13 protein-coding genes are annotated in these 13,035 nt (G+C 73.7%); 5 read left to right on the top strand and 8 right to left on the bottom strand.

Features of this window, described 5'->3' with window-relative positions:
• The first annotated feature begins 5 nt into the window (after positions 1 to 5).
• Positions 6 to 788, top strand: a complete 783-nt coding sequence (yaaA, locus tag PYR72_RS33880; protein ID WP_275458820.1) for a peroxide stress protein YaaA — start codon at positions 6 to 8, stop codon at positions 786 to 788.
• 76 nt (positions 789 to 864) lie between these two features.
• Positions 865 to 1,599, top strand: coding sequence for a bifunctional 4-hydroxy-2-oxoglutarate aldolase/2-dehydro-3-deoxy-phosphogluconate aldolase (gene eda, locus PYR72_RS33875; RefSeq protein WP_275458819.1), 735 nt, complete (start codon positions 865 to 867; stop codon positions 1,597 to 1,599).
• On the opposite strand, the gene PYR72_RS33870 is transcribed toward eda, so the two are convergent.
• The 3 genes from PYR72_RS33870 to PYR72_RS33860 are packed head-to-tail and all read right to left on the bottom strand — an operon-like array spanning position 1,585 to position 4,802.
• Positions 1,585 to 3,153: a bifunctional RNase H/acid phosphatase gene (locus PYR72_RS33870; RefSeq protein ID WP_275458818.1), complete on the bottom strand. Its 1,569-nt coding sequence runs from the start codon at positions 3,151 to 3,153 to the stop codon at positions 1,585 to 1,587. The genes eda and PYR72_RS33870 overlap by 15 nt on opposite strands.
• Before the next feature lie 21 nt (positions 3,154 to 3,174).
• On the bottom strand, positions 3,175 to 3,918 hold the full coding sequence (locus PYR72_RS33865; protein ID WP_343245566.1) for a C4-type zinc ribbon domain-containing protein: 744 nt from the start codon (positions 3,916 to 3,918) through the stop codon (positions 3,175 to 3,177).
• The gene (locus tag PYR72_RS33860) at positions 3,915 to 4,802 is read right to left on the bottom strand and encodes a Nif3-like dinuclear metal center hexameric protein (RefSeq protein ID WP_275458816.1); all 888 of its coding nucleotides are present in this window, start codon (positions 4,800 to 4,802) and stop codon (positions 3,915 to 3,917) included. The genes PYR72_RS33865 and PYR72_RS33860 overlap by 4 nt, the downstream gene beginning before the upstream one ends.
• Positions 4,803 to 5,045: 243 nt before the next feature.
• Between PYR72_RS33860 and PYR72_RS33855 the strand changes: the two genes are divergently transcribed.
• Positions 5,046 to 6,731 (top strand): hypothetical protein, encoded by a 1,686-nt coding sequence (locus tag PYR72_RS33855; protein WP_275458815.1) that lies wholly within the window; start codon positions 5,046 to 5,048, stop codon positions 6,729 to 6,731.
• A gap of 131 nt (positions 6,732 to 6,862) precedes the next feature.
• On the top strand, positions 6,863 to 7,027 hold the full coding sequence (locus PYR72_RS33850; protein ID WP_162934606.1) for a hypothetical protein: 165 nt from the start codon (positions 6,863 to 6,865) through the stop codon (positions 7,025 to 7,027).
• Positions 7,028 to 7,152: 125 nt separating this feature from the next.
• Here the strand turns inward: PYR72_RS33850 and PYR72_RS33845 are convergent, their stop codons facing one another.
• Genes PYR72_RS33845 through PYR72_RS33835 form a run of 3 tightly spaced genes read right to left on the bottom strand, consistent with a single transcriptional unit; the run spans position 7,153 to position 10,178 of the window.
• On the bottom strand, positions 7,153 to 8,157 hold the full coding sequence (locus PYR72_RS33845; protein WP_275458814.1) for a 3-oxoacyl-ACP reductase: 1,005 nt from the start codon (positions 8,155 to 8,157) through the stop codon (positions 7,153 to 7,155).
• 35 nt (positions 8,158 to 8,192) lie between these two features.
• Complete coding sequence (locus PYR72_RS33840; protein WP_275458813.1) at positions 8,193 to 9,269, bottom strand: Zn-dependent alcohol dehydrogenase; 1,077 nt, start codon at positions 9,267 to 9,269, stop codon at positions 8,193 to 8,195.
• A 48-nt stretch (positions 9,270 to 9,317) separates the two neighbouring features.
• Positions 9,318 to 10,178, bottom strand: a complete 861-nt coding sequence (locus tag PYR72_RS33835; protein ID WP_275458812.1) for a MaoC/PaaZ C-terminal domain-containing protein — start codon at positions 10,176 to 10,178, stop codon at positions 9,318 to 9,320.
• Between the two features lie 475 nt (positions 10,179 to 10,653).
• On the opposite strand from PYR72_RS33835, the gene PYR72_RS33830 reads away from it, so the two are divergent.
• Positions 10,654 to 11,286, top strand: coding sequence for a response regulator transcription factor (locus tag PYR72_RS33830; protein WP_275460595.1), 633 nt, complete (start codon positions 10,654 to 10,656; stop codon positions 11,284 to 11,286).
• 145 nt (positions 11,287 to 11,431) lie between these two features.
• Here the strand turns inward: PYR72_RS33830 and PYR72_RS33825 are convergent, their stop codons facing one another.
• Positions 11,432 to 12,379, bottom strand: a complete 948-nt coding sequence (locus PYR72_RS33825; RefSeq protein ID WP_275458811.1) for a hypothetical protein — start codon at positions 12,377 to 12,379, stop codon at positions 11,432 to 11,434.
• Positions 12,376 to 12,924 carry a SigE family RNA polymerase sigma factor gene (locus tag PYR72_RS33820; protein WP_275458810.1) on the bottom strand — a complete coding sequence of 183 codons (549 nt, stop codon included), beginning with the start codon at positions 12,922 to 12,924 and terminating at the stop codon, positions 12,376 to 12,378. Before PYR72_RS33820 ends, PYR72_RS33825 begins: the two co-directional genes overlap by 4 nt.
• Positions 12,925 to 13,035: the final 111 nt, after the last annotated feature.

Here is a 13,035-nt window from a genome sequence, read left to right as displayed (position 1 = left end):
CCCCCGTGCTCGTCCTGCTGCCCCCGTCCGAAGGCAAGGCCCCCTCCGCGGGTGGCGCTCCCCTGAAGCTGGAGGGGCTGTCGCTGCCGGCGCTCACCGGGGCGCGGGAGGCGGTGATCGGTGAGCTGGTGGAGTTGTGCGCCGGTGACGAGGACAAGGCCCGTGAGGTGCTCGGGCTGAGCGAGGGGCTGCGCGGGGAGGTCGCCAAGAACGCGGAGCTGCTGACGGCGGGGACACGGCCGGCCGGGCAGGTCTACACGGGGGTGCTGTACGACGCCCTCGACCTCGCCACCCTGGAGACGGCCGCGAAGCAGCGGGCGGCGCGTTCGCTGCTGGTGTTCTCGGGGCTGTGGGGCGCCGTCCGTGTGACGGACCGTATCCCCTCCTACCGTTGCTCGATGGGCGTGAAGCTGCCCGGCCTCGGCGCGCTCGGCACGCACTGGCGTACGCCGATGGCGTCCGCGCTCCCCGAGGCCGCCGGCGGCGGCCTCGTCCTCGATCTGCGGTCCTCGGCGTACACGGCCGCGTGGAAGCCGAAGGGCGAGGTGGCCGGGCGGACCGCGAGCGTACGGGTGCTGCACGCGCCCACCCGGAAGGTCGTCAGCCACTTCAACAAGGCGACCAAGGGCCGCATCGTACGGAGCCTGCTGTCGGCCGGGATCGCGCCCAAGGGCCCGGCGGAGCTGGTGGAGGCGCTGCGTGACCTGGGGTACGTGGTGGAGGTGGAGCCGCCGGTGGGGGCGGGGAAGGCGTGGACGTTGGACGTGCTGGTGGACGAGGTTCACTGAGGCCCCGCCGACTTGCTGCATTGCAGCATGCGCAACGGCCGTTGTGCATGCTGTCCCACCCGGGCAGGATGACGGCATGTCCACATCGCCCCCGTCGTCGTCACCCGCGTCGGCTTCCTCATGCACGTCGGCTTCCTCACGCGCGTCGGCTTCTTCGCGCGCGTCGGCTTCTTCGCGCGTCTCCGTCCTCGGCCTGGCGCCCGTCCTGCCCGTGGTCGTCGTCGACGATCCCGCCGACGCCGTGCCGCTCGCTCGGGCGCTGGTCGCGGGTGGGTTGCCGGCCATCGAGGTGACCCTGCGGACGCCGGGTGCGCTGGACGCCGTACGGGCCGTCTCGGCGCAGGTTCCGGGGGCGGTGGTGGGCGTGGGGACCGTCATCACGCCCGAGCAGGTGACCGAGGCCGTGGCGGCGGGCGGGCGTTTCCTGGTCAGCCCGGGGTGGACGGACATGCTGCTGCGGGCGATGCGGGCGTCCGGGGTGCCCTTCCTGCCGGGGGTGTCGACCGCGTCGGAGGTCGTGGCGCTCCTGGAACGCGGGGTGCGGGAGATGAAGTTCTTCCCGGCCGAGGCGGCGGGCGGTACGACGTATCTGAGGTCGCTCGCCGGGCCGCTGCCGCAGGCGCGCTTCTGTCCCACCGGCGGGGTCGGGCCGGACAACGCCCCGGAGTATCTCGCGCTCCCCAACGTCGGCTGTGTGGGCGGAACCTGGATGCTGCCGCCCGATGCCGTGGCCGCGCGGGACTGGGCGCGGATCGAGAGGCTGGCGCGGGAGGCGGCGGGTCTCGGGGGCCGTCGTTCAGCGCAGGTGTGAGGTGTCGTTGAGGAGGCGGAGGGTGGCGTTGCCGTCGGCGTAGTAGGCCAGGGCCGACAGGGAGGCCGCCGAGAGTTCCATGCGGAAGAGGGACTCCGGGGGCGCGCCGAGCGCCAGCCGGACGAGGGTCTTGATCGGCGTGACGTGGCTGACGAGCAGGACGGTCCGGCCGCGGTGGGCCGCGACCAGTGCGTCGCGGGTGGCGGCGACACGGTGCGCGACGGCCTCGAAGCTCTCGCCGCCGCCGGTGGGTTCGGCGTCCGGGGAGGCCAGCCAGGCATTCATGTCGTCCGGGTACCGCTCCCGCACCTCACCGAAGCTCAGCCCCTCCCATGCGCCGAAGTCCGTCTCCCGCAGCCCGTCCTCGACGGTCACGCCGAGGCCGAGCCGGGCGGCGACGATGCCCGCCGTTTCGCGGCAGCGGGCCAGCGGTGACGACACGACCTCCTGGATCGTGCCGCGCGCGGCGAGCGCCGCGGCGACCCGCTCGGCCTGGTACCGGCCGACCTCGGAGAGCGACGGATCCGAACCACCGCTCCCCGAGAACCGCTTCTGCGGGGTGAGCGGCGTCTCACCGTGACGCAGCAGCACGAAGGTGGCCGGGGTCCCGAGGTCGGGGGCGACGGAGGCGACGTTCTTGGCGGCACGGAGATCGGCGGCGGCGGAGGTGGCGTCGACGGTGGTGGTGGTTCGAGGGCCGTCGGCGGTGGTGGTGGTTCGAGGGCCGTCGGCGGTGGTGGTCGTTCGGGGGCCGTCGGCGGTGCTGGTCGTTCGAGGGCCGCCGGCGGTGCTGGTCGTTCGGGGGCCGCGGGCTGTGCTTCGGGAGCCGTCGCCGCCGGCGCCTCGGGTGCGGGCCCCGGCGGACCAGCTGCCGTCGGCCGCGGTCGGCGGCGTGCCGGCAGGCTCCTGGGGTGCCGGAGCGGCCGGGCCGGTGGAGCCGGCTCCCGTGTCCCGTCCGTCGCCGGTGCCGGGCCTGACCCCGGGCGCGGGATTCCCCCTGGATCCCGCCAGCGCGGCCCTCGCCAGCGCCGCGCCCGCCGTCGCGTCGCCGGGCGGGCCGGACGGCTCGGGTGCGGCGGCCGCGGCGGACCGGGACGCGCGTGTGTCCAGGTCCGCGGTGGACGCGGCGGGCGACCACTGCTCGCCCCGCTTGCCCGCGTCCATCGCCTCGTTGGCCAGCCGGTCGGCGTGCTTGTTCTGGTCGCGCGGCATCCACTCGTAGGTCACGCGGCCGGGCGGGAAGACCCGTGCGGCCTCGGCGGCGAGCGGCTTCATGTCGGGGTGCTTGATCTTCCAGCGGCCCGACAACTGCTCGACGACCAGCTTGGAGTCCATCCGGACCCGGACGGACGCCTCCGGGTCCAGCTCGTACGCCGCCTTCAGGCCCGCGATGAGCCCGCGGTACTCGGCGACGTTGTTGGTGGCGACGCCGATGTACTCGGCGGCCTCCACCAGCGTCTCGCCCGTGACCGCGTCGAGGACGACGGAGCCGTAGCCCGCGGGCCCCGGGTTGCCCCGGGAACCGCCGTCGGCCTCGACGATGAACTCCCGCACGCCGACAGCCCCTTGCCGCCTCTAGAGGCCGGACTCGGCGGTCCGCACCAGGATGCGGCCGCAGTTCTCGCAGCGGACGACCGTGTCGGACGTGGCCTTGCGGACGTCGTTGAAGTCGGTGATCGACAGCTCCTGGCGGCAGCCCTGGCAGGTGCGCTGGTACAGCTTGGCCGCGCCGATGCCGCCCTGCTGGTCGCGCAGCTTGTCGTAGAGCTTGAGCAGGTCCGCGGGGACGGCCGCCGCGATGACCTCGCGCTCCTTCGTCACCGTCGCCACCTCGCCGTCGATCTCCTCGAACGCGGCGTCCCGGCGCGCGGTGGCGTCGTCGATCTTGCCCTGCACGGCACCGACCCGCTCGGTCAGCTCGGCGACCCGCTCCTGCGTGGACTCCCGGCGCTCCATGACCTCCAGGACGATGTCCTCCAGGTCGCCCTGCCGCTTGGCGAGGGAGGCGATCTCGCGCTGGAGGTTCTCCAGGTCCTTCGGGGAGGAGACGGCACCCGAGTCCAGACGCTGCTGGTCGCGGACCGCACGCTGCCGCACCTGGTCCACGTCCTGCTCGGCCTTGGTCTGCTCGCGGGCGGTGTCGCTCTCCTCGGTCTGCGCGGCCACGAGCAGGTCGCGCAGCTGGGTGTGGTCCTTCGTCAGCGACTCGATCTCGGCGTGCTCGGGCAGCGACCTCCGCCGGTGCGCGAGCTGCTGCAGACGTACGTCCAGGCCCTGGACGTCGAGGAGTCGGATCTGGTCGGCGGGCTCGGCGTTCAGTTGGGGGCTCCCAGGGGGTCAGAAGAAGTGGGCGACGGGTGGGCGGACGCCGCGTGGGCGGTCCAGGGGTCGGTGACCGTCCCGGAGACGTGGACGCGCAGGCCCCACCCCTCCCGGTCGGAGATCTCGTCGAGCTGGGCGGCCGCCAGCTCGCACCAAGGCCACTCGGTGGCCCAGTGCGCCGCGTCGAGCAGCGCGAGAGGCATGTGGGCACCTTCCGTGCCGCGTGCGACGGCCTCGGAGGCGGGGTGGTGGCGCAGGTCGGCGGTGAGGAAGGCGTCGACACCGGCCGCGCGGACGTCGTCGAAGAGGCTGTCGCCGGAGCCGCCGCTGACGGCCACGGTGCGGACGACCGCCTCGGGGTCGCCGGCGACACGGATGCCCTGGGCGGTGGCCGGCAGCCGCTCGGCGGCCCGCGCGGCCAGCTCCCGGACCGTCAGCGGGTGGTCCAGCTCGCAGACCCGGCCGAGACCACGCCGTCCGGCGGGGTCGGCGGGGTCCGGTACGAGGGGGCGTACGACCCTGAGGTCGAGCGCGCCGGCGAGCGCGTCGCTGACGCCGGGGTCGGCGGTGTCGGCGTTGGTGTGGGCGACGTGCAGCGCGATGTCGTGCTTGATGAGGGTGTGCACGACCCGGCCCTTGAAGGTCGAGGCCGCCACCGTCGTCGTACCGCGCAGATAGAGCGGGTGGTGGGTGACCAGCAGGTCGGCGCCCAGCTTCACCGCTTCCTCGACGATCTCCCGGACCGGATCGACGGCGAACAGGACCCGGGTGACCTCCTGGTCGGGGTCTCCGCAGACCGTGCCGACCGCGTCCCACCCCTCGGCCCTCTCGGGCGGCCAGAGGGCGTCGAGCGCGGCGATGACTTCAGACAGACGGGGCACGGACCACAGGCTACCTGCACCGCTCCCGTCCCAGACCGGCCGCGGGTCGGTCGACCTGCCGCCCCTCGGCCGCCACTCCCGCCCCCGGGATGGCGGCCTCCCCCTCGCACCCGTCCCGCAGCACATGAATCGGCGTTCCCTCAGGCGAATCGCGGGACGAGCACCCTTATGTGTGAAGGGGGTGCGGGTTGTCCCACGTCTGTGCGTGCGAAAACTACCTTCGTCGCCGGAGGTGATCGAACCATGACGGCCTGTGCTTCCCCACCACCCTCGACGGGCCACGGGAACGAGTCGGGACAGGGGGACGAGGAGAGGGACGCGGACGCGAGCGGCGACAGAGCCGACGAGAGATTCGGCGAGAGATTCGGAGGAGCCGGAGAAAGAGCCGAGCCGAGAGCCGAGGCGAGAGCCGGAGAGGGATTCGGGAGCGGGGCGGTCGCCGCCGACGCGGGGGCCGCGGCGCCGGCGGGACGGGCAGGCGTGCACACGGGGCCGCCCGGCGTGCACACAGGACAGCCCGGCACGCACACCCTGCCGACGGGCGTGCACGCAGGACAGCCCGGCACGCACGCGGGACGGGCCGCTGCCGGGCCCGGCTGTGTGATCACCGCGGACGGGTCGTACGCGGCGCGCCTCGCGCTCGACGGCGAGTCCTGGTTCCCCGAGCGCTGGACCCTCGACGGCCCCGAACCGTACGCCGTGCCGCTGCCCGGCAACCAGCCCGAGGAGCCCGGCACGGAAGTGCTCCCGCTGGCCGACGGCCGGGTCCTCATCCACCGGCTGGCCGCCGACCGGCACCTGTTCTCGCTCCTCTACCCGACCGGCCCCGGCACCGGGGAACTCCCGCTCGGCGCGGTCGAATGCGCCGACCCGGCGGCCGAGATGCGGCTGCTGCCACCCGCGCCGTGCGGGCAGCGGGCGTACGCCCTCGCCCTGGGCCGCGGCGCCACGACCGTGTGGCTGGTGGCGGGCGGGGCCTTCGGGCCGGAGGTGGTGGCCCAGGTGCCGGGGCGGTGTTCGGGCGGGGTCTGGCTGGACGGCACGGGCCGGCTGCTCGCCCTGGACCAGGAGCGGGACGGCCGGACCAAGTCGGTGGCCGTCGATCTGGAACAGGGCGGCGCGATCTCACCGCTGCTGCAGATCGCGGACGGCAGCGACGACCGGGTCCTGCTCGCCGACCCCGACAGCGGGCTGCTCCTGATCCGTTCGGACGCGCCCTCCCCCGGGCACGACCGGCTCGGCTGGGGCGTGCTCGGCAGTACGCTCCCGGTCCGTTTCCCGGAGTGCCTGCGGGTGCCCGACGGCCACAGCGTCACCCCGTTCGCCATCCAGCCGGGGCAGATCCTGACCCCCGAGAGCTGTGCGGTGGCGCTGCGTCTGGACGGCCCCCGGGGCAGCTGGGTCGGCGTCTGGCGTCCGGCGGCACGGCGGATCCTCCATCTGCCCGCCCCCGAGGGCTGGTTGACGGGCGCCGGGCTGTGGAGCCGGGAGGGCGTGCTGCATCTGCCGTACGCGACCGGGCTGGTGAGGTGCGGGGTGGCCCGGACGGGGGTGGCCTGGGACCCGGACGAGGCGGAGGGTCCGGAGCAGTCGCCCGCGGGTTCGCCGGACGTGTCCCGGGAGCGGGACGGGGAGCCCGGCCGCGCGGAGGCCGCGGGGCCGGGGGACGCGGGACCGGGTGGCGCGGGCTTGTCACCCCGGTCCGGAACGTCGGGTGCGGGGGTGGCCGATGCGGGCGTGGCAGGCTCGGGCGTGGCAGGCGCGGGCGGGGCAGGCGCGGGCGGGGCAGGCGCGGGCGGGGCAGGTGCGGGCGGGGCAGGTGCGGGCGGGGCAGGTGCGGAGCCGGCCGGGCCCGTCGTCGCTCGGCCCGTGCCCTTGCAACAGGCGCCGCTGGAGGGGCGCGTGCCCGAGGAGGTGACCGTCGGGTGAAGACGGAGTGCGGGGCGTGGGTGAGGTGGACGCGGCGCGGCGACACGCCTGCCGGGTGCTTTCGAGACGGTCGGTCCGGCCCGTTAAAATCACCCGCCGGTAAGAAGATCATTCGACGGGGAACACTTCCAATGAGCGACGTGCACACGATCCAGCCGCCCACGGCCGACTCCCACGAGGCGGACGGCCACGGAAAGCACCGGGGTCAGATCGCGGCCCAGGAGGCCGAGAGGACGAGCCCTCGCGGGCGCCACCGCAAGCCGGCGGAACACACGGAGCCGACGACGTCCGCCTGACCGGCGACAGGCTTCCGTTCCGGTCACCTCCGGAGAAACGTCCATGCGACGCCGGAGCGGACCATCACGGCACCGGGCCCCGCTCGTCCTCGACGAGCGGGGCCTTCGCGTTCCGGGAACGGCCGTTACCCTTCCGCCGCTCCACGACCGTGCCTCAGCCCCAGCACCTCCGCCGCCGCGAACGTCTCCCCGTCCGGCCGGCCGGCGTAGTGCGGCGTCAGCAGGCCGTCCAGTTCGTCGTAGGTGAAGGCGTCCTGTTTGGTGTCGAACTGGGCCCGCACGCGCGGCCGTTCGACGACGGCGACCATGCCGCCGTGCACGACGAGGAGCTGGCCGTTGATGCGCGCAGCGGCGGGTGAGGCCAGATAGCCGACGAGCGGGGCGACATGCTCGGGGGCGAGCGGGTCGAGGCCGGTGCCGTCGCCGTCCGTGGTGGCCCCCGGGAGGTTCGCGAAGACGTCCTCGGTCATCCGGGTCCGGGCGCGCGGGCAGATGACGTTCGCGGTGACGCCGTACTTGGCGAGCGCGAGGGCCGTGGAGGTGGTCAGGCCGACGATGCCGCCCTTCGCGGCGGCGTAGTTGGGCTGCCCGGCGGAGCCGGCGAGGAACGCCTCGGAGGAGGTGTTCACGACCCGCCCGTAGACCCGTCCCCCGCCCCCGCCTCCGCCGCCGTCGCTCCTGCCTTCGCCCGACTTCGCGCGGGCACGCCAGTGGGCGGAGGCGAACCGGATCGTGTTGAAGTGGCCCTTGAGATGCACCCGCACGACCGAGTCCCACTCGTCCTCGGACATGGAGAAGACCATGCGGTCGCGCAGGATGCCCGCGTTGTTGACGAGGATGTCCAGCTTGCCGAACCGGGCGACCGCCAACGCGACCAGTTCCCTGGCCTGTTCGTGGTCGGACACGTCGCCGATGTGCGCCACCGCCCGGCCGCCCGCCGCCCGGATCGACGCCGCGACCTCCTCGGCGGGCCCCGTGGACACCTCACCGGAACCGTCCCGCCCCGGCCGGCCGTAGTCGTTGACGACCACGGCCGCGCCCAGCCGGGCCAGTTCCAGCGCCTCGGCCCGGCCGAGCCCGCGCCCCGCGCCGGTCACGATGGCGGACAGTCCTTCGAGCGGCGAAGTCATCCGGGCATCTCTCCTCTCTCGCACGCGCGCGGTGGTCAGATCTCGATGCAGGTGCGCAGCGCCACACCGGTCCGCATCTGGTCGAGCGCCTCGTTGATGTCGGCGAGGGGCACCCGGTGGGTGATCAGGCCCGCGAGGTCGATGCGGCCGGCCCGCCACAGGGCGATGGTCCGCTCGTAGGAGCGCAGGACGTCCCCGCCGCCGTACATGGACGGCAGGATCCGCTTCTCGTCGAAGAACAGCTCGAACATGCTGAGCTGCAGGAAGTCGTCCAGAGCGCCCGCGCCGACCACGACGAGGGTGCCGCCGCGCCGGGTGGCCTCGTACGCCGTGCGGGCGGTCGCCGAGCGGCCGACGACCTCGAAGACGTAGTCGAAGCCCTCGCCGGCGGTGAGGGACTGCTTGGTGTCGGCCAGTTCCTCCGGCGAGATCGCCTTGGTGGCGCCGAACCTGAGCGCCGCCTCGCGCCGCGAGACCACCGGGTCGACGGCGACGATCTCGGCGGCGCCCTTGAGCCGGGCACCCTGGATCGCCGAGATGCCGACGCCTCCGCAGCCGATGACCGCGACCGACGAACCGGCCTCCACATCGGCGGTGTTGAGGGCCGCGCCGAGACCGGTGGTGACGCCGCAGCCGATGAGGGCGGCGATGTCGAAGGGCACGTCGTCCGGGATCGGCACCGCGCAGCCCGCGTCGACGACGACCTCCTCGGCGAAGGTGCCGGTGCCCGCGAAGCCGAAGACGTCCCCGGCGGGCCGTTTGAAGTTGGGCGTGCCCGCGTTGAGGAATCCGGCGAGGCAGAGCTGCGTCTGGCCGCGCTTGCAGGCGGGACACGTGCCGCAGGCCGGAAGCCAGCACACGACGACCCGGTCACCGGGCTTCAGGTGGGCGACGCCCTCGCCGACCTCGACGATCTCGCCGGCGCCCTCGTGTCCCGGCACGAACGGTCCGGGCTGCGGCAGCACCCCGGCCATCGCGGACAGGTCGGAGTGGCACAGCCCCGTGGCCCGCACCCGGATCCTCACCCGCCCCGGTCCAAAGCCCGTCGCCTCGACGTCGTCGAGCACGTCGAGCTTGTCCTGACCGATCTCGTGCAGTACGGCTGCGCGCATGGTGCGGCTCCCCTCAGAAGTACCTGACCTGCGTCTGTACCGATGGGCTCATTCGTGTGCGACCAGCGTGTCCGCCAGCACCGGCGCGTCGTCCCGCTCGGCGGCGCTCACCGCCACCCGCACCGAGCGGTCGTCCGGCCGCCACATCCGGATGCGGAGGGTTTCGCCCGGGAAGACGACGCCCGCGAAGCGCGTCCCGTAGGAGCGGACGCGGCCGACGTCGCCGCCGAGCACCGTGTCCACCACGGCCTTCAGCGTGATCCCGTAGGTGCACAGCCCGTGCAGGATCGGCCGGTCGAACCCGGCCCGTCCGGCGAACTCCGGGTCGGCGTGCAACGGGTTCCAGTCGCCCGAGAGACGGTAGAGCAGCGCCTGGTCCTCGCGGACGGTCCGCTCGACCTCCTTGTCGGGCGCGGTCGTGGGCGGTTCCTGCCGGGCGGACGGCCCGCGCTCACCGCCCCAGCCGCCCTCGCCCCGTACGAAGATCTGCGCCTCGTTCACCCACAACGGGCCGTCTTCGTCGGCGACTTCGGTCCGCATGACCAGGACGGCGGCCTTGCCCTTGTCGTACACCGCCGCCACCCGGGAGGTCGCGGTGGCCCGCCCCTGGACCGGGATGGGCCGGTGCACCTCGACGCGCTGGCCTCCGTGCAGGACCTTGGCGAGGTCGACGTCGACGCCGGGTGCGTTCAGGCCGCCGATGACGTCCGGTGAGCCCGCGCCCGCGACGGTCGCGAAGCTCGGCAGGACGTGCAGCCGGGACTCCAGCGTGTAGCGCAGCTCGTCGGGGTCGGTCGCCGGGACACCGGCGCCGATACCGAGGTGGTAGAGCAGGACGTCCTTGCGGCTCCACGCGATCTCGGCGGAACGGGGCTCGGCCGCGAGCGCCTTGGCTGCGTCGATGGGCATGGGGCTCCTGTGTGCGGTGGGTGGCGGACGGGGGACCGGCGGCGCGTGGGCCGGCGTGAGGCCGGGCCGGGGACGCCGGCCCGCGCTGAGAAACCTCGGCACGACCGTCCGCACCAGCGGTCGCACCGAGGTCGCCACGGCCGGCCCGGAACCCGCCCACCTAGAACGCGTTCCAGTCCGGCGACCCTCTGTATAGCCGAGCCACGTGCACTTGTGAAGACTCCTGACACTACGTCAGATACCTCTCACCGCGCCCGGGACATGTGTCCTGCCGAACTCCGTACACACGCATCTGCCGGGCCTCGACCGGGCGCGGAGAGGGCGGCGTCGGGCGCGGAGAGGGCAGCGTCGGGTGCGGAGAAGGCGGCGTCGGGCGCGGAGAGGGTGCGGCGCCTGTAGGTGGCGCCCCCGCGCGGCCCGCTTCACTCAGCCGTCCGAATCGTCGCCTCCGTCCTATTCTTGGGTCGTGAACGAGATGCCCCGGGATCACCGGACCGCGAAGTCCCTCAGGGTTCTGCTCGCCGAGGACCAGGGGATGATGCGGGGCGCGCTGGCGCTGCTGCTGGGCATGGAGCCGGACATCCAGGTCGTGGCGCAGGTCGGGAAGGGGGACGCGGTCGTGGACGCGGCGCTGATCCACCGGCCGCATGTCGCGCTGCTGGACATCGAACTTCCCGGGATGAGCGGCCTGGACGCCGCGGCCGAGCTGCGCGACCAGGTGCCCGACTGCCGGGTGCTGATCCTCACCACCTTCGGCCGGCCCGGATATCTGCGCCGGGCCATGGACGCGGGTGCCGCCGGGTTCCTGGTCAAGGACGGGCCCGTGGAGGAGCTGGCCCAGGCGATCCGCCGGGTGCTGACCGGCGAGACCGTCGTCGATCCGGCCCTCGCCGCAGCCGCGCTGAGCGCCGGGCCCGACCCGCTCACCGACCGCGAACGCGAGACCCTGAACGCCTCCGCCGACGGCGCCACGGTCGCCGACATCGCCGCCCGGCTCCATCTCTCCGAGTCCACCGTGCGCAACCACCTCTCCTCCGCCATCGGCAAGACCGGCACCCGCAACCGCACGGAGGCGATGCGGGAGGCCCGGCAGCAGGGGTGGCTGTAGCCGTCCCGGTCACCCGCCGGACAGCGCGACGGCCCTGCGCCACCTCGCTCGCCCCCCCTGCCCCCTCGTCCGCGTCACGCGTCCCGTCGTCACCCCGTCACCCCGTCACCCCGTCACCCCGTCACCGCGTCACCGCGTCATCGCGTCATCGCGTCACCTCCGCCGACCGGAATCCCACCCCTTCCGGTGCCAGCGCCACGAACCAGCTCGCCTTGGCGCCCTTCACCTCGACGATGCGGGGCTCACCCGGGTCCGCCTTGCCGTCACCGTCACCCTGGCGCCGGATGTCGACGAAGGTGCCGTCGGTCCAGGCGACCCTCACCTCCTGGGCGGTGGGGGCGACCTGGCCGACCGCGAGACGCTCGGGGTCGTCCTCGGACGGGTTCTCGATGCCGAAGGGAGTCGAGATGACCTGCAGGTCCTTGCCCGAGGGCGTGTCCGACTCGCCGTCGATCATCGCGCCCTTCTCCTTCCCGCCCAGTGTCAGACGCACGAAGTGCCAGCTCTTGCCGACCAGGTCGGAGGCGTCCTCCACACCGGTGGGCGAGTCCCCGAACAGCCCCATCGCGGCGCGCTGCCGCTCGGCCGCCTTCTCGGTCTTCGGTGCCGCCCAGACCTCGATGGCCACGCGCCAGGCCCTGCCCCCGTCGCGCCCCCGGGCCAGGGTGGTCCGCGACGGTTCCGTCGTGGTCCGGGTGTCGGGCGTCGCCCGCTCCGTGGGCACCGGCGCCGCCGGGATCACGTGCGCCCGGCCGTCCCCCGACACCGTGGCCAGGGCCAGCGTCCCCGTGGTGCCCCCGATCACCACCGCCGCGGCGGCCGCGACGGCCCAGCGGCGCGTCCTGCGGCGCCGGCCACCTCGGAGAACCGCCTGGTAGGGGGCTATGCCGACCGTGACGTCGTCGGCGGCGTCCGCCAGCAGCAGGGCGATGTCTCTCTCCAGCGGGGTGCTGTGTGTCAGGTCGTGGCGTGTGAGGTCGCCGTACGCGCTGTCGTCGTGCTTCATCTGCCGGTTCGCCTTCCCGTCCCTGTCGCCTCTGTCGCCCCTGCCGGCCGTGCCGCCCGCACCGCCCGTGTCCCCCGTGTGCCTCATGTCCGGCCTCCCTGCGTCACCATCTCGGCCAGTCCCGGTATGGCGCGGAGCTTCGCGATCCCCTTCGCCGCGTTGCTCTTCACCGCGCCCACGGAACAGCCCATCGCCTCCGCCGTCCGGATCTCGCTCAGGTCCTCCCAGTACCGCAGGACCACGGCTTCGCGCTGGCGCGGCGGCAGCTGCGCGAGGGCCTTCAGCAGGGCACCCCGGTCGTCGGCCTGGGCGATGCGGTCACCGCTGTCGGGCTGCTCCGGCACCAGGTCCGTGTCGCTTCGGGGCGCCAGGAACTCCTTGAGCCGTCTGCGGTGCTTGCGCGCGTGCGCGTTGATCATCATGCGCCGGACGTAGGTGTCCGGGTCCTCCCTGGAGCCGACCCGCCGCCAGGCCACGTACACCTGCTCCAGCGTCGTCTGGACCAGGTCCTCCGCCGCGTGCTGCTCCCCGGTGAGCAGAAACGCCGTACGCATCAGTCGTGGCCAGCGGCCGACGAGGAAGCTCTGGAACTCCTCGTCCCGAGCGGCCCTCGCCTGCTTTCGATCCCCCATCGAGCACCTCCTAGATGCTTTGAACAGTCCATGAGGGCGCCGATGCGTTGCCTCGTTCCGCGAGAAGTTTTCGAGCCCTGTTCCGATGGGCCCGGGCGGACCCGAGGCGGA

The sequence above is a fragment of the Streptomyces sp. VNUA24 genome (assembly GCF_029167005.1).
Classification (GTDB): domain Bacteria; phylum Actinomycetota; class Actinomycetes; order Streptomycetales; family Streptomycetaceae; genus Streptomyces; species Streptomyces scabiei.
This window is presented reverse-complemented; position numbering and strand designations above follow the sequence as displayed.